Genomic DNA, 14,604 nt, shown 5'->3' with positions numbered 1-14,604 from the left:
ATCCGGAGTGATCAATGACGTCCGAACCCAAAGCACCTTCGGCGGTTTCCGTGCCGGCGCCGCAAATCGGCGCGTTTGCCCAACTCATCTTCGGCTCGCGCTGGCTGCAGGTCCCGCTTTATGTCGGCCTGATCGTCGCGCAGGCCGTCTATGTGCTGCTGTTTCTGAAGGAGCTCTGGCACCTGGTCGTGCACTCGTTCGACGCCAGCGAGCAGCAGATCATGCTGGTCGTGCTCGGGCTGATCGACGTCGTGATGATCTCGAACCTGCTGGTGATGGTGATCGTCGGCGGTTACGAGACCTTCGTCTCGCGCCTGAACCTCAGCGGTCATCCGGACGAGCCCGAATGGCTCAGCCACGTCAACGCCAGCGTGCTCAAGATCAAGCTTGCGATGGCGATCATCGGCATCTCCTCGATCTCTCTGCTCAGGACCTTCATCGAGGCAGGTAATCTCGGCACGACGCGGAGTAATTTCACCGAGAGCGGCGTGATGTGGCAGGTGCTGATCCACTTGACCTTCATCATCTCCGCGATCGGCATCGCCTGGGTCGACCGCCTCGGCGATAGCGGCCAGCGCAAGGGAGCCGGCCACGGCTGAGTGTGACACACGGCCGCTCAAAGACCGAAGGCTGCGCTCAGGGACGTCGGCTCCGCGCCAGCGTCTCGGAGGGCGTCTCGCCGAACGCCAATCTGTAGCCGCGCGAGAACTCACCAAGATGCCAGAAGCCGTTGCCGAGCGCTGCGGCCTTGACGCTCATGCCGCCGCCTCCGACCATGAGCTGGATGCGGGCGGACCACAGCCGCTTGAGGCGCAGATAGTGGTGCAGGCTCACGCCGTGCACTGCGTGCGCGGCCGTCTGGAGCGTACGCACCGATACGCCGAGCGCAGAGGCGAGGTCGTCACTGTAGAGTGCCTTGCTGCCGGACCACATGACCATTTCGTCGAGGCGCGCGATCAGCTTGCGGTGCTTGGCGAACGATCCGCGTCGCGCGGTTAGCCCGCCTGCCGGCGCGAGCGCATCGTCGAGGCAGGCGAGCAGCGTCTCCTGGATGGGTCGGTTGAGCGCCTCGAATTGCCGGGGATCGTTGCACGCCGAGGCGAGCGAGAACATCTCCAGGATAGCGGTACGCAGGCGCGCCATCGGATGGTCCTGCGCGCGAACATATGCGAGGCCCGTGTCGAAATCCGTCCAGCCGCGATGACGCATGTCCGAGTTGAAGCGCAGCATCAGGTAAGTGTTGGGATGATGCTCGATCGCATCTACGGGCGCTTTGCCGCGCATCATGGCAATCGTGGAATTGTCGACCTCGCGGCCGTTGGAGGTGGAGTGAAACGCGAGGGGGACAACGAGGCCGACACCATTGTCCGTGCCGATCTCGGCCTCAAACCGCCGTGCAAAGGAGCGCTGGAGCACGAACAGCCCATCCTGGAGCGGCAGGATGGCGCGAGACAGCGAGAATTCGCGCGGGCGGAGCGGCGTGCTGATGCCGAGGCCGAGCACCTCGTTGGCGCGAAACTCGGCGAAATCCGAGAAGCGCTCGATGCCGAGGATTCGCGAAGGCTTCAGCCGACATAGCGGCATCTCGGAATCCTGGCGTGAGGGATCAGCCGCAAAATACAAACGGTATCAGATGGTCGACCATCGGCCCTATCCCGGAAGACTACTGCGACGCTTCATCACGCAACCTGCGGATAGGCCACGTTTTCCCGCCGCTCGCGCTCGCCCAATTCGCGTACCAGCTCCTGGAGGAAGGATTCCGTGTGGGCGGGCAGGGTGCGCTCGGCGCGAACGTAGATGCCGAGATCTGACCACACCGGACTGCCGGCGTTGTCGAGCGGCAGGAAGACGAGCCGGCTGTCGCGCGACAGTCGGTCGATGCCGAGCTGGGTCTGGAAGGCGACGCCGACGCCGCGCGCGGCGAGCTCGCGCATCAGGTCGATCGAGTTGGCCTGGATGGCAGGCTCCGGCGTCTCGGACAGCTGCGCGATCAGCGGCTGGAGCAGATGGTAGATCGATAGCTCCGGCAGCGCGTGGATGACTGGAAAGGCGAGACATTGGGTCAGCGTGACCGTCTTGCCGCGCGCCAGGGGATGATCGCACGCCACGACCGCGCCGAGGCGAAACCGCTTCAAGGCGACCTGGCGCAGATCCGGCGGATGGCGAAGCGCCATGGCGATACCGATGTCGGCCTCGCCGCGGCTCAGGGCCTCCAGCACATCCGACGATCCCTTCACCTCGGTGGTGAAGCTGACGCGCCGGGCGCGGCCGCGATGGGCGGCTATCAGGTCCGGCAGCACCGACTCCGTGAGCGACTCGATGCAGGCAATGCTGACAGTGCCGTGCCACGTCCCGGACAGGGACGCGACGTCCGAGCGGAAGCGGTCGAGGTCCTGGAGCACGTTCATGACGTGCCGGGCCAACATCTCGCCGACCGTCGTCAGCGTCAGGCCGCGCGCATTGCGCTCGAACAACGGTGACCCAACCTCTTGTTCAAGCTTGAGAATCTGGCGGCTTACGGCCGACGAGGCAACGTTCAGCAGGCGCGCCGCGGCCCGGATCGAACCGGTGCGGCGAACGGCGTGGAAGTACTGGATGGCCGGTGAGTGAAAGCGCATGGGACCCCCGGCTGGACTATAGCTGTTGCTGAAACGGCATCAACATGTGCGAAATTCTGTGCTTTTCGAGCGCGCTCCTCCCACCTAGGTTCGCCGCCGGATTGCCGGTCCCGCCAGACCGTCATGCCATGCGCAACGAGGCGCCAGGGGATTCGGGGTGGACGAGAACATTGTTTGCGAGGTCGCGCCGGACACGCGCCTGGTCGATCGCCGTCGCGCGGCCGCCTATGTCGGCGTGACCGCCGGACGCTTCGAGCAACTGGTGCGCGACAGCGTCGTGCCACCGCCTGTTATGGTGGACAACAAGCGGCGCTGGCCGCTCGCGTTGCTCGACGTTGCGAAGGACGCGGTTGTCACCAGCAGTATGCCGAGCCTGCCGCAGGTGATGGTTGAGATTGCGCAGGACGCGCGTCTCTGCGAACGGGCCCCGGCACCGGCCTCGCACGAACTGCCGGACCAGGCCTGGTTCGAGCAGCGCGCGCGGTTCGTTCAACGCGTGCGCCGCTCACTGCTGTCGGGCAACGAGATCCGTCTCTTGCGCGAGTTCAAGCTGCTCAGGCAGAACCAGATCAGCATGTTCGGCTATTACGGCAGCTTCGAAGCCCTGATGGTGCGCGGCTACATCGTCGAGCTCGCGCGAAAGCCGCCGTCGAGCCGTCCGCTGGTGACGTACCGGCTGACCGCGCAAGGCGAGCGGGTCCTGTCGGCGCTGAAGGACGAGCCGGCGATCTGACCGGCGCGGACAAGGCGACGGCATCCTTCGGCATCATCGCACAGCGTGCATCTCCAGAAACGCCTTCACGCCGGTGACGGTGCCCGTGTCCGACGGCACGTAGCCGGGTAGTGTCGCGACGGCCGCGCGAAAATCGGCGCTGCGGATGATCTCCAGGATGCGCTGCATCGGCTCGGTGTCCAGGAACGCGCGCTTGCAGACGAAGAAATAATCCTCGGTCAGGAGCCGGATGAAATCGAGGCCGAAATGCCGGGCCGCGGCTTCGACGCCGAAACTCGCGTCCGCCATGCCGCTCGCGACATAGGCTGCGACCGCGGCGTGGGTGAATTCGATCTGCTGCGCGCCGTTGATGCGGCTCTCGTCGATACCGTTTGCCGCAAGCAGTTGGTCGAACAGAAGCCGCGTGCCGGAATCGTGATCGCGGTTCACGAAGCGGACTTTGGGTCCGGTGAGATCATCAAGCGAAGCGATGCGCAGCGGATTGCCGCGCGCGACCATCAATCCCATTTCGCGTGTGACGAAGCTGATGATGCGATCCTCGCGGGGATCGAGCCATTCGCGCGCAGCCTTGATGCCCTGGGCGCGCAGCGCGCCGTGCGGCAGATGCAGTCCGGAGAGATCGCAGGCGCCCTGCGCCAGCGAGACCAGCGAATGCTGGTTGCTGACATAGCGCAGATCGACGCCGATGCCGGGCTCGCGGTCGAGGAATTCGCGCAGTTTTGCGACCGCAAAGCCGTGGCTGGCATGCACGCGGATCACCGACGGGCGCTGCTCGAGGAATGGCTTGATCTCGCTTGCCAACTCCTGCGCCAAATTTTCAAGCTGAGGTCCGAGCCGGGCCTGCATGCGCTCGCCCGCCCACACCAGCCGCTCGCCGAACGGTGTGAGCTTTGAGCCTTTGCCGCGCTGGGTCTCGACCAGCGGCGTGCCGAAGAACTCCGACCATTGCTCGATCAGATTCCAGACATGGCGATAGGAGAGATGCGCGTCCTTGGCCGCGCTGGTGATCTTCCCGGTTCTCCTGATCTCGTTGAGGACGCCGAGCATGACGATGGCGGTGCGCGGATTCCCTTCGCGGCGAAACCGCCAGACGGCCTCGATCTCGATCTGAAGCATCGGTCTTCCTTATGAACTGCACTTCATATGATGGTGGTCCATTTGCAATCCATATCATATTTACTCCCGCCCCTAGGCGCCTAGTCTGGTATACCAGAACTGGAGAAAATATGATGTCTGTTGCATATGCTTTGTACATTCGCCTGCGAGCGAGTTCATGTCCCGCCCACAGCATCTGCTGATCGACGGCCGCCGCGTCCCCGCCAGCTCCGGTCGCACCTTCAAGTCGCTCAATCCGGCCACCGGGCAGGTCATCGCCGTCGTCGCCGAAGGCAACGAGGCCGATGTGGAGCATGCGGTCGCCGCCGCGCGCCGCGCTTTCGAAGGTCCCTGGCGCACGATGCGGGCGTCCGAACGCGGCCAGATCCTGCTGCGCTGGGCAGACCTGCTCAAGGTCCACGCCGAGGAGATCATCGAGCTCGAGTCGATCGACGCCGGCAAGCCGATCTCCGCGACATCGCGGCAGGATTTTCCGGCCGCCGTCGACACGCTGATCTACTACGCCGGTTGGGCCGACAAGATCAGCGGCGACGTCGTGCCCGTGCGCGATGATGCCCTGACTTACACCGTGCGCGAGCCGGTCGGCGTGGTCGCGGCGATCGTGCCCTGGAATTTCCCGCTGATGATCGGGATGTGGAAGCTCGCGCCGGCGCTGGCCTGCGGCTGCACCATCGTGATGAAGCCGGCCGAGCTGACCTCGTTGTCGGCGCTACGCATCGCCGAGCTCGCGCTCGAAGCCGGCCTGCCGGCGGGCGTCTTCAACGTCGTCACTGGCCCCGGCCGGGTCGTCGGCGACGCGCTGGTCAATCACCCTGACGTGGACAAGGTCACCTTCACCGGCTCTCCCGGTGTGGGGCGGGGAATCATGAAGGCCGCCGCAAGCAACTTCAAGCGCATCTCGCTCGAGCTGGGAGGCAAGTCGGCCAACGTCATTTTCGACGATGCCGATCTCGAAGCCGCATCGAAAGCTGCGGCTTCCGGCATCTTCTTCAACGCCGGCCAGGTCTGCTCGGCCGGCTCCCGCGTGCTCGTGCAGGAGAAGGCCTATGACGAGGTCGTCGAGCGACTGGCGGCGCGCGCGAAGTCGCTCAGGATCGGCGACCCGCTCGACCGCAAGACGACGCTCGGTCCCGTGATCTCAGAGAAGCAGATGAAGTCGATCCTCGACTATGTCGAGATCGGCCGGAAGGAGGGCGCGACCCTCGTCACCGGTGGCGAGAAGGTCGGCGACCGCGGCTACTTCATCAGCCCCGCGGTGTTCGCGAATGTCGCGCACGAGATGCGGATCTCGCAGGAGGAGATCTTCGGGCCCGTCGTCAGCGTCATCAAGTTCAAGGACGAGGCCGACGCTTTGCGGATTGCCAACGGCACGGCCTACAGCCTCGCCGCCGGCGTGTGGAGCCGCGACATCGGCAAGCTGCAGCGCTTCGCCAAGCAGGCGCGCGCGGGCACGGTCTGGATGAACACCTATGGCTATACCGACGTGCGGCTGCCCTGGGGCGGCGAGCGCGACTCCGGCCTCGGCCGCGAGCATGGCACCGCCGCGCTCGACAATTTCACCGAGCCCAAGGCTGTCTGGATGAATCTGGCCGTCTGATACCTCCCGAGCGGCCAAGCCTGGAGCCCGCCTGCCCCCCACGTGCAGGCGGGCTCTTTTTTCGAGATCGATAGAATTGTCTGCATTCCGCTCAGCGGCGGCAAACCCTGCGGACAAGAACTGTGCGGCCTTAAACTCCGGCTTTGGAACCGGCGTGCATCCTGCCTGCAACAGGGTGGGGCATCAGCATGTCAGTTCTCAGGGAGGTCGTCGTCGCGGTCGCGGGAGTCTATGCGCTCCTGTTCGCGTGCGACGCAGTGTTCGGGGTCGGCGAGGCGCGCTTCGACGACGCCTATTACAGCGCCAGCTTCTACGCGCCGCGGCCGAAGGAGTTTCGTTTCGCCGGTGATACGCCGCCGGCCGTCCGCGTCAGCGAGGCGTTTGCGCAATTCGCGCCGGGCGAGGCCAAGCCGAACAAGCGCTACTCGTCGCTGACCACGATCCTCCGGTAAGCGCCGTCTACTCTCCCTGGATCCATTCCGCGACGCCGCGCCACAATGTGTCGCGGTGGTCGGGGCGGAAGAAGCCGAAATGGCCGATCGCCTTGGCGCCGACGTCGGACGGCTTCACGTCGAGCACCTCCGGCTTGATCGTGGTGAATCCGCTCGCAAGCAGCTCGACCGCGGGCCGCGTCGCCCAGGGATCGTCGGAGAAGCAGAGGGTGCGCAACTCGCCCTTGAACCTGGCGAAATTCTCCAGCTCAGGCAGCTTTGAATCGAAGAGATAGCGGGGGCTCGAGACCCACTCGGCCCATTGCAGGAAGACGCCCTTGGGCAAATCCTCACCGATGCCGGCCCAGCCCGGCGCGTAACCGAGCGCGTGCACGAGCGGCACACCGACAAAATTCATGAAGGCAAAGACGCGGTATCTTTCCGGTGACGTCATCAGCCGCCAGGTCGCGGCCTGCGAGGCCACGAACGCGGCGCGCGAAATCTCCGTGTTGTTCGCGATTAGACCGAGGGCCTGGCCGCCAAAGGAGTGGCCGATATAGGCGAGAGGGAGAGTGTTGTACCGCTCGCGCATCCAGTGCACTGCGGCGGTAACGTCGAGTGCGGCCCAGTCCGACATCGAGGCCTTGAAGCCGACCAGCGATTTCGGCTGGTTGTAGCCAACCATCGCCGGCAGCCGGGAGTCCCCGATGCCGCGATAGTCGTAGGTCAGGACCGCGCAGCCGCGATGGGCGAGATAGGAGGCAAAGCCGCGATAGATTTTTCGCGGGACGGCCGTCGCCGAATTGACCAACACGGCATGACGTTTGGTGCCGCGCGGCAAGAATAGCGTACCGCTCAGCGCATACCCGTCGGTCGCCGGGAAGCTGATCTCGTCGATGAAAACGTCGTCCAGTGCCACGTCCATGGGCCGAAGGTATCTTGCCAGTTTCCAAGCCGTTTCCCAGCAAATGCGAATTTGGCTTTCCCCGCAAGGCTTTGCAGTGCCAGATGGATTTACAACTGGCGGCCGGTGGCCAGCCTGTGTATAAGGCGACCCTCGCAACCCACAGATCAGGTTGTGCTTTTTGCTTCACGGAGAGATTGCGATGTCCGAGCGGTGGACGCCCGAGTCCTGGCGCAGCAAGCCGGTGCTACAGGTGCCCGATTATCCCGACGCCAAGGCCCTGGCCGACGTCGAGGCGCAGCTTGCGACCTTTCCGCCGCTGGTGTTCGCGGGCGAGGCGCGCAATCTGAAAAAGGCGCTGGCGCGGGTCGCGGCCGGTGAGGCCTTCCTGCTGCAGGGCGGCGACTGCGCCGAGAGCTTTGCCGAGCACGGCGCCAACAACATCCGCGATTTCTTTCGCGTGCTGCTCCAGATGGCGGTGGTACTGACCTATGCCGGCGCCGTCCCGGTGGTGAAGGTCGGGCGCGTCGCCGGCCAGTTCGCAAAACCGCGGTCCTCGCCGATGGAGAAGATCGACGGTGTCGAGCTGCCGAGCTATCGCGGCGACATCGTCAACGACATCGCCTTCACCAAGCAAGCGCGTGTCCCTGATCCGCAGCGCCAGCTGATGGCCTATCGCCAGTCGGCCGCGACGCTGAACCTGCTGCGTGCCTTCGCGACCGGCGGCTACGCCAATCTCGGCAGCGTGCATCAGTGGATGCTCGGCTTCCTCAAGGATAGTCCGCAGTCCCGCCGCTACAAGGAGTTGGCCGACCGCATCTCCGATGCGCTCAATTTCATGCGTGCCTGCGGCCTCGATCTCGAGGCCCACCCGGAGCTGCGCGCCACCGATTTCTACACCAGCCACGAGGCTCTGCTGCTCGGCTACGAGCAGGCCATGACCCGCGTCGATTCCACCACCGGCGACTGGTACGCGACCTCGGGTCACATGATCTGGATCGGTGACCGCACCCGCCAGCTCGACCACGGCCATATCGAATATTTCCGCGGCATCAAGAATCCAATCGGGCTCAAATGCGGACCCTCGCTCAAGCCCGACGAACTGCTGAAGCTGATCGAGGTGCTCAATCCCGACAACGAACCGGGCCGGTTGACGCTGATCGGCCGCTTCGGCTCCGACAAGATCGGCGAGCACCTGCCGAACATGATCCGCGCCGTGAAGCGCGAGGGCAAAGTGGTGGTCTGGTCGTGCGACCCCATGCACGGCAACACCATCACCTCGACGTCAGGTTACAAGACGCGGCCCTTCGACCGCATCCTGTCGGAGGTGAAGTCGTTCTTCGCGATTCACGCCGCGGAAGGCACCCATGCCGGCGGCGTGCATCTGGAGATGACCGGTCAGGACGTCACCGAGTGCCTCGGCGGCGCCCGCGCGATCACTGACGAGGATCTCAACGACCGCTATCACACGGTCTGTGATCCCCGGCTCAATGCCGAGCAATCCATCGACATGGCTTTCCTGGTCGCAGAACTGCTCAAGCAGGAACGCGCCGGCAAGGTCAGGCCGATGCCGGCCGCAGCGGGGCTCTAAGACCTTGCTGCGGATCTGGAAGGCCACGATCAATTCCCGTAACGGTCTGGCCTTTGCGTTCCGCTCGGAGCAGGCGGTCCGCGAGGAGATCGTTGCGCTCCTCTTGTCGCTGCCGCTTGCGTGGTTGGTCGGCGCGACCGCGATGCGCGCGGTCGAGCTGATCTGCGCGGTCGCGTTCGTGCTGGTGGTCGAACTGCTCAATACGGCGATCGAGAAGCTTGCCGACCGGCTGACCATGGATCACGACAAGCAGATCGGACGGGTCAAGGACATGGGGTCGGCCGCGGTCGGTGTTGCGCTGCTGATGGCCGGCGCGTTCTGGATCATCGCCATCATCGAGCGATTGGGATTTCTCTAGAGTGCTAATCGCGCTTTAGGTTGTTGTTTTGAGCATGATCTTTTCGGAAAACCGCTTCACATTTTTCCGGATCATGCTCTGATCGGAGCGCCATGACCGAACGTCTCAACGCATTCGCGGTCACGCTCGCCCAGCTCAATCCGACCATGGGCGACATCGACGGAAATGCCGCGAAAGCGCGCGCGGCGCGCATGCAGGCAGCCGCCGACGGCGCCGATCTCGTGCTGTTTCCGGAATTGTTCATCGCCGGCTATCCGCCGGAAGATCTGGTGCAGAAGCCTTCCTTTCTGGCAGCTTGCCGCGCTGCGATCGAAGCGCTGGCGCGCGAGACCGCCGATGGCGGGCCGGCCATGCTGATCGGCACGCCCTGGGTCGAGGAGGGCAGGCTCTACAATGCCTGCGCGCTGCTCGATGGCGGTCGTATCGCTGGCCTGCGCTTCAAATGTAATCTGCCGAATTACGGCGTGTTCGACGAGAAGCGGCTGTTTTCGCGTGGCCCCGCGGCCGGCCCCGTCACCGTGCGCGGCGTGCGCATCGGTGTGCCGATCTGCGAGGACATCTGGCTGGAGGAGTCCGAGGATTACGAGAACGTGGTCGAGACGCTGGCCGAGACCGGCGCCGAGATCATCCTTGTGCCGAACGGATCTCCTTACGCCCGCAACAAGGCCGACGTGCGTTTGTCGGTCGCGGTCGCGCGCGTCACCGAGTGCGGCCTGCCGCTGGTCTATCTCAACCAGGTTTGCGGCCAGGACGAACTGGTGTTCGACGGCGCCTCCTTCGCACTCAACGGCGACCTTTCCCTCGCAGCGCAATTGCCGGCGTTCGCGGAGAGCGTCACCACACTGCGGTTCACACGAAGCGGCGACGATTGGCGCTGCACCGGTCCGATCGCCGCGCAGCCCGAGGGCGACCACGCCGACTACGCGGCCTGCGTGCTGGGTCTGCGCGACTACGTCGCCAAGAATGGCTTTCCTGGTGTGCTGCTCGGCATTTCCGGCGGCATCGACTCCGCGCTGTGCGCCGCGATCGCGGTCGATGCGCTGGGTGCCGATCAGGTGCATGGCGTGATGCTGCCTTATCGCTACACTGCGGCAAGCTCGATTGCGGACGCCGGCGAGCTCGCCGGCCATCTCGGCATCCGCTACGAGGTGCTGCCGATCGCGGAAGCGGTGACCGGGTTCGAGACCATCCTGTCCGGCGTCTTCAAGAATCTGCCGCCCGATGTCACCGAGGAAAATCTCCAGGCCCGGACTCGCGGCACGCTGCTGATGGCGATCTCCAACAAGACCGGCCTGATGGTGGTGACGACAGGCAACAAGTCGGAGATGTCGGTCGGCTACGCCACGCTCTATGGCGACATGAACGGCGGCTTCAACCCGATCAAGGACATCTACAAGACGCAGGTGTTTCGGCTGGCAAGCTTGCGCAATTCGTGGAAGCCCGAGGGGGCGCTGGGGCCGGAAGGCGAGGTGATCCCGCCCGACATCATCACGCGTCCGCCGACCGCGGAGCTGCGTGAGAACCAGACCGACCAGGATTCATTGCCGGCCTACGACGTGCTCGATGCCATCCTGGAGCGTCTGATCGAGCGCGAGGAGCCGCTCGACACGATCATCGCCGCCGGCTTCGACCGCGAGATGGTGACCCGCATCGACCATCTCCTTAACGTCGCCGAATACAAGCGCCGCCAGGCCGCGCCCGGCGTCAAGGTGACGGCCAGGAATTTCGGCCGCGACCGCCGCTATCCCATCACCAACCGCTTTCGCGATAAAGGCGAGCAGCTCGCCGCCCCGGACGAGACGCTGGTGTCGCGTGGGAGCAAAGCCTCGATCGACGCATTCGAGGGGTGAGGCTGGCCGAAGGTCGTGGGATGGACGGTTCGTCACGTACGACGCTGTCATCATCCGCGAAGGCGGATGATCCAGTACGCCGCGGCGGACGTTGTCGAAACCCAAGTGATGACACGGAGTACTGGATGCCCCGCCTTCGCGGGGCATGACAGTTGTGCCGCCTACTTCTGCTGTTGCGGCAGGAAGCTCGGCCCGACCGATCGGATGGGCTTGTTCTCGGACGAGGTCGTCGCGGCGCCGGTATCGGCAGGCGGAGTCGCGACAGGTGCAGTCGCTGTGGTCGGCGTCGCACCCTTTTTGCCATTGGCAGAAGGCGTGCCCTTGTTGAGCTGCCGCTGCTGCATTTTCTTGGCGCTCTCCTCGGTGACGATGATGTCACCCTGCTGCTCGGCCGATGCCTTGTCGTCTGCCGATTTGAGCGCGTCCGCCCAGGTCTGGCCAGCGGCCTTGCAGGAGCAGGACGGGTTGAACTCGCTGCGGAATTTGAACGCGGTCGGCAGCGCCGTGTAGGGCTGGCCGCTGGTGGAGACCGCGGAGTTCATGTCCTCGCCGGGATTGCGATGGGTGTAGAGCACGGCTTCGGCGGCCGGGCACAGCGCCTTGCAGGTCTTCTCGTCGTCGGGGAAGCGCGCCGGCACGGTCGCAAACGAGACCGGGAAGTAGGCGCCGTCGCAGGTGCGCACGCACACGGTGCGATAGGTGCCTGATTGCGGGCCGAGATCGGACGGCGGCACGCCTTGCGGATTGTTGGGGTTGTTGCCGCCGAACAGATTGCTCAGGAAGTTGCCGCCGCCTTGCGACTGCGCGGCGTTGGCATACTGCGGGCCGCAATTGTTCTGCGCCAGCGCTGCCAGCACCGAGCGGCGCTGGTTGTCACGCTCGGGGCTGAAGCCGCCGGCGCCGCCGCGCAGGCGTTCGAGATTGCCGGTGATCTGGTCCAGATTGGCGCGCATCTGCTGGATCTGGGTGTTGACTGGACCGCATTGCGCCGACTGGCCGCTGAACAGCGAGAAGAAGCCGGAGGAATCGCAGCCCATGCGCTTGGCCTGCATGGTGACGCGGTCGAGCTCGGCCTGCTGCTTGGTCTGGGACTCCTGATAGCGGCGGATCTGGTCTTCGCGTGCGGGATCACCGCCGCCGCCACGATCGAGCCCGGCGAGCTGGCCTTCCAGGCGCGCGCACATCGGGTTGGGTCCGAGCCCGTTCTGGCCGGGCTGAGGCGGCGGTCCCGGCGGGCCGGCCTGTGCGAACGCGTTATTGGCGAGCGCGACCGTGCTCAAGAGCACGGCGCAGGCAAGAATCGAGCGAGCACGGGAGAGAGACAAAAATTCAGGCATATCCGCCATTCTAGCGAGGTCACGGCCACGCGTGATGTGGGGGGCCGAAGCGCGCCCTCCCATAGCCGCTTCCTGCGGCATCGTCACGTCGTTTCAGAGGCCAGGGATTGGACCTAAGGTACGCCAGTTCCGAGCGAATTCAGCGCTGGCAGGTGATTGCGACATATTCATCGCAATGGCCATGGGAGCAGTTTGCGCCGGATTTGGGGACAGAGCCGGTAATTTCGTCGGGATCGACCCGGCGATAGGCCGAAGCCTGGGCAAAATCGCGTGACTGGCAGTAGGTGCGGGCGACCTGCGCGCCGCATTTGTCGCTTTTGGCCAGGCACTGATCGACGCCGTAGCCATCCGCCTGGTTGGGGATGATGAAGACGCGGGTCTCGGCGAGAGCACTGGAAACGACGAGGATGGAGGCGCAGGAAATGAGCGCGAGCAATGATCGCATGAAAACACCGGGGCAAAAAATAGGAACTGCCAGTTCCAGAATGGGCTCAAATGGTTAAGGAGATGAACCATGATGCGCGGCGGCTGCGCATCGCGGAGATAAAGCGGCATTTTCGCGGCTCTCTTGACGCGGGGCCGCCTCATAGCCCATATGTTCCGTGATGAACGGTCTCCTCGTCATTTGCGCCATTTGCCGCGAGATTACGAGCTAGCGATTCGCTGGCTGGAGCCGTCTTTTCTCAAAACCATTGAGAGCACTGGACGCCCGGCCAACAGCCGACGGGTATCCTTATGGAATTGCGCCTTTACGATACGCTGAGCCGGGAAAAGCGCACCTTCGTGCCGCTCGATGCCGAAGACGTCCGCATGTATGTCTGCGGACCGACCGTCTATGACTTCGCCCATATCGGCAATGCCCGGCCGGTGATCGTGTTCGACGTGCTGTTTCGGCTGCTGCGCCATCTCTATGGCGCGGCCCACGTCAAATATGTCCGCAACATCACCGACGTCGACGACAAGATCAACGACCGCGCCGCGCGTGATTTCCCCGGCCTGCCGCTGAACGAGGCGATCCGGAAAGTCACCGAGCAGACCGGCAAGCAGTTTCACGCCGACGTCGATGCCCTCGGTGCGCTGCGGCCAAGCGTCGAGCCGCGTGCCACCGATCATATTGGTGAGATGCGCGAGATCATCGAAAGGCTGGTCAAGGGTGGCTTCGCCTATCCGGCTGAGGACCACGTGCTGTTCTCGCCGCAGGCGATGAACGCGGCCAGTTCCGGGCTGCCGCGTTATGGTGCGCTGTCCAATCGCTCGCTGGACGAGATGGTCGCCGGCGCCCGCGTCGATGTCGCGCCCTACAAGAAGGGCAACACCGACTTCGTGCTGTGGAAGCCGTCCAAGCCCGGCGAGCCGTCGTGGCCGTCGCCGGCCGGCATCGCCGCGCAAGGCCGTCCCGGCTGGCACATCGAGTGCTCGGCCATGGCCTGGAAACATCTCGGCGAGCAGTTCGACATCCATGGCGGCGGCATCGATCTCGTGTTTCCGCATCACGAAAACGAGGTGGCGCAGACCTGCTGCGCCTTTCACCAGCAGCGCATGGCGAACTACTGGATGCACAATGGCTTCCTGCAGGTCGAGAGCGAGAAGATGTCGAAGTCGCTCGGCAACTTCATCACTATCCGTGAGCTTCTTGAGAGCGACAAGTTTGGCGGACGAAAGTGGAGCGGCGAAGTGCTCCGTTTCGCGATGCTGCAAACACATTATCGGCAGCCGATCGATTGGACGGTCAGTTCTCTCGATCAGGCACTGTCCCGACTCGAGTCATGGAAAGGATTTGCCGCGGAGAGAGTAGAGAGCCGGCAAAACAAAGGTCTATTCGACGATGTAGTGGGGCTCCTGTGCGACGATCTAAATACCCCTGGCGCATTGGGTCTCGTCGACCGCGTCGTGAATTCGATAGGTGCTAATGATAGGGATAGATACACTGTCGGTAAGATACTCCACCTTCTTGGATTTAAGCGACCTCATAGCGAAGTATTCAAGCTTTCGCGGAACGTAATCTTGGCGGCGCGTGGATTGGCAAAACTCACGTCGAATGAATGGAACGCGTTAGTGAACGCCGTTCA

At 64.1% G+C, this 14,604-nt stretch carries 13 protein-coding genes and 1 pseudogene; 8 read left to right on the top strand and 6 right to left on the bottom strand.

Features of this window, described 5'->3' with window-relative positions; genetic code table 11:
• Nucleotides 1–14: 14 nt before the first annotated feature.
• Nucleotides 15–599, top strand: coding sequence for a TIGR00645 family protein (locus tag IVB40_RS21910; protein ID WP_027517271.1), 585 nt, complete (start codon nucleotides 15–17; stop codon nucleotides 597–599).
• 37 nt (nucleotides 600–636) lie between these two features.
• On the opposite strand, the gene IVB40_RS21905 is transcribed toward IVB40_RS21910, so the two are convergent.
• Nucleotides 637–1,584, bottom strand: coding sequence for a helix-turn-helix domain-containing protein (locus IVB40_RS21905; protein WP_247816250.1), 948 nt, complete (start codon nucleotides 1,582–1,584; stop codon nucleotides 637–639).
• Between the two features lie 95 nt (nucleotides 1,585–1,679).
• Nucleotides 1,680–2,618: a LysR family transcriptional regulator gene (locus IVB40_RS21900; RefSeq protein ID WP_247816249.1), complete on the bottom strand. Its 939-nt coding sequence runs from the start codon at nucleotides 2,616–2,618 to the stop codon at nucleotides 1,680–1,682.
• A 157-nt stretch (nucleotides 2,619–2,775) separates the two neighbouring features.
• On the opposite strand from IVB40_RS21900, the gene IVB40_RS21895 reads away from it, so the two are divergent.
• Nucleotides 2,776–3,351, top strand: a complete 576-nt coding sequence (locus tag IVB40_RS21895) for a hypothetical protein (RefSeq protein WP_247360383.1) — start codon at nucleotides 2,776–2,778, stop codon at nucleotides 3,349–3,351.
• Nucleotides 3,352–3,384: 33 nt separating this feature from the next.
• Here IVB40_RS21895 and IVB40_RS21890 read toward each other — a convergent pair whose 3' ends face one another.
• Nucleotides 3,385–4,467, bottom strand: a complete 1,083-nt coding sequence (locus tag IVB40_RS21890) for a substrate-binding domain-containing protein (protein WP_247816248.1) — start codon at nucleotides 4,465–4,467, stop codon at nucleotides 3,385–3,387.
• Between the two features lie 157 nt (nucleotides 4,468–4,624).
• Between IVB40_RS21890 and IVB40_RS21885 the strand changes: the two genes are divergently transcribed.
• Nucleotides 4,625–6,064 carry an aldehyde dehydrogenase family protein gene (locus IVB40_RS21885; protein WP_247816247.1) on the top strand — a complete coding sequence of 480 codons (1,440 nt, stop codon included), beginning with the start codon at nucleotides 4,625–4,627 and terminating at the stop codon, nucleotides 6,062–6,064.
• A 188-nt stretch (nucleotides 6,065–6,252) separates the two neighbouring features.
• The gene (locus tag IVB40_RS21880; RefSeq protein ID WP_027517277.1) at nucleotides 6,253–6,516 is read left to right on the top strand and encodes a hypothetical protein; all 264 of its coding nucleotides are present in this window, start codon (nucleotides 6,253–6,255) and stop codon (nucleotides 6,514–6,516) included.
• Nucleotides 6,517–6,523: 7 nt separating this feature from the next.
• Here IVB40_RS21880 and IVB40_RS21875 read toward each other — a convergent pair whose 3' ends face one another.
• Nucleotides 6,524–7,420, bottom strand: coding sequence for an alpha/beta fold hydrolase (locus tag IVB40_RS21875; RefSeq protein WP_247816246.1), 897 nt, complete (start codon nucleotides 7,418–7,420; stop codon nucleotides 6,524–6,526).
• 181 nt (nucleotides 7,421–7,601) lie between these two features.
• Here IVB40_RS21875 and IVB40_RS21870 point away from each other — a divergent pair, with 181 nt between their 5' ends.
• The 3 genes from IVB40_RS21870 (at nucleotide 7,602) to IVB40_RS21860 (ending at nucleotide 11,198) form a co-directional block, all read left to right on the top strand.
• Nucleotides 7,602–8,990, top strand: a complete 1,389-nt coding sequence (locus IVB40_RS21870; protein ID WP_247286686.1) for a 3-deoxy-7-phosphoheptulonate synthase class II — start codon at nucleotides 7,602–7,604, stop codon at nucleotides 8,988–8,990.
• 4 nt (nucleotides 8,991–8,994) lie between these two features.
• Nucleotides 8,995–9,348, top strand: a complete 354-nt coding sequence (locus tag IVB40_RS21865; protein ID WP_085395859.1) for a diacylglycerol kinase — start codon at nucleotides 8,995–8,997, stop codon at nucleotides 9,346–9,348.
• A gap of 92 nt (nucleotides 9,349–9,440) precedes the next feature.
• Nucleotides 9,441–11,198, top strand: a complete 1,758-nt coding sequence (locus IVB40_RS21860; protein ID WP_247816245.1) for an NAD+ synthase — start codon at nucleotides 9,441–9,443, stop codon at nucleotides 11,196–11,198.
• A gap of 161 nt (nucleotides 11,199–11,359) precedes the next feature.
• Here IVB40_RS21860 and IVB40_RS21855 read toward each other — a convergent pair whose 3' ends face one another.
• Both IVB40_RS21855 and IVB40_RS21850 read right to left on the bottom strand, forming a co-directional pair.
• A complete protein-coding gene (locus IVB40_RS21855) occupies nucleotides 11,360–12,544 on the bottom strand; it encodes a DUF2865 domain-containing protein (RefSeq protein ID WP_247816244.1) in 1,185 nt (394 codons plus the stop codon).
• Nucleotides 12,545–12,674: 130 nt separating this feature from the next.
• Nucleotides 12,675–12,980: a hypothetical protein gene (locus IVB40_RS21850; RefSeq protein ID WP_007592521.1), complete on the bottom strand. Its 306-nt coding sequence runs from the start codon at nucleotides 12,978–12,980 to the stop codon at nucleotides 12,675–12,677.
• Nucleotides 12,981–13,270: 290 nt separating this feature from the next.
• Between IVB40_RS21850 and cysS the strand changes: the two are divergent.
• Nucleotides 13,271–14,494 (top strand): annotated as a pseudogene (cysS, locus tag IVB40_RS21845) (cysteine--tRNA ligase); the annotation flags it as partial.
• Nucleotides 14,495–14,604 lie beyond the last annotated feature (110 nt).

The sequence above is a fragment of the Bradyrhizobium sp. 40 genome (assembly GCF_023100925.1).
GTDB lineage: Bacteria > Pseudomonadota > Alphaproteobacteria > Rhizobiales > Xanthobacteraceae > Bradyrhizobium.
The sequence above is the reverse complement of the archived record's forward strand: the minus strand, read 5'-3'. Positions and strand labels throughout refer to the sequence as shown.

Bases quoted from the DNA above. Each gene is read 5' to 3' on its own strand.
- IVB40_RS21860 (WP_247816245.1), top strand. From the start codon at position 9,441: ATGACCGAACGTCTCAACGCATTCGCGGTCACGCTCGCCCAGCTCAAT.
- IVB40_RS21910 (WP_027517271.1), top strand. From the start codon at position 15: ATGACGTCCGAACCCAAAGCACCTTCGGCGGTTTCCGTGCCGGCGCCG.
- IVB40_RS21850 (WP_007592521.1), bottom strand. From the start codon at position 12,980: ATGCGATCATTGCTCGCGCTCATTTCCTGCGCCTCCATCCTCGTCGTT.
- IVB40_RS21905 (WP_247816250.1), bottom strand. From the start codon at position 1,584: ATGCCGCTATGTCGGCTGAAGCCTTCGCGAATCCTCGGCATCGAGCGC.
- IVB40_RS21875 (WP_247816246.1), bottom strand. From the start codon at position 7,420: ATGGACGTGGCACTGGACGACGTTTTCATCGACGAGATCAGCTTCCCG.
- IVB40_RS21885 (WP_247816247.1), top strand. From the start codon at position 4,625: ATGTCCCGCCCACAGCATCTGCTGATCGACGGCCGCCGCGTCCCCGCC.
- IVB40_RS21870 (WP_247286686.1), top strand. From the start codon at position 7,602: ATGTCCGAGCGGTGGACGCCCGAGTCCTGGCGCAGCAAGCCGGTGCTA.
- IVB40_RS21855 (WP_247816244.1), bottom strand. From the start codon at position 12,544: ATGGCGGATATGCCTGAATTTTTGTCTCTCTCCCGTGCTCGCTCGATT.
- IVB40_RS21890 (WP_247816248.1), bottom strand. From the start codon at position 4,467: ATGCTTCAGATCGAGATCGAGGCCGTCTGGCGGTTTCGCCGCGAAGGG.
- IVB40_RS21880 (WP_027517277.1), top strand. From the start codon at position 6,253: ATGTCAGTTCTCAGGGAGGTCGTCGTCGCGGTCGCGGGAGTCTATGCG.
- IVB40_RS21900 (WP_247816249.1), bottom strand. From the start codon at position 2,618: ATGCGCTTTCACTCACCGGCCATCCAGTACTTCCACGCCGTTCGCCGC.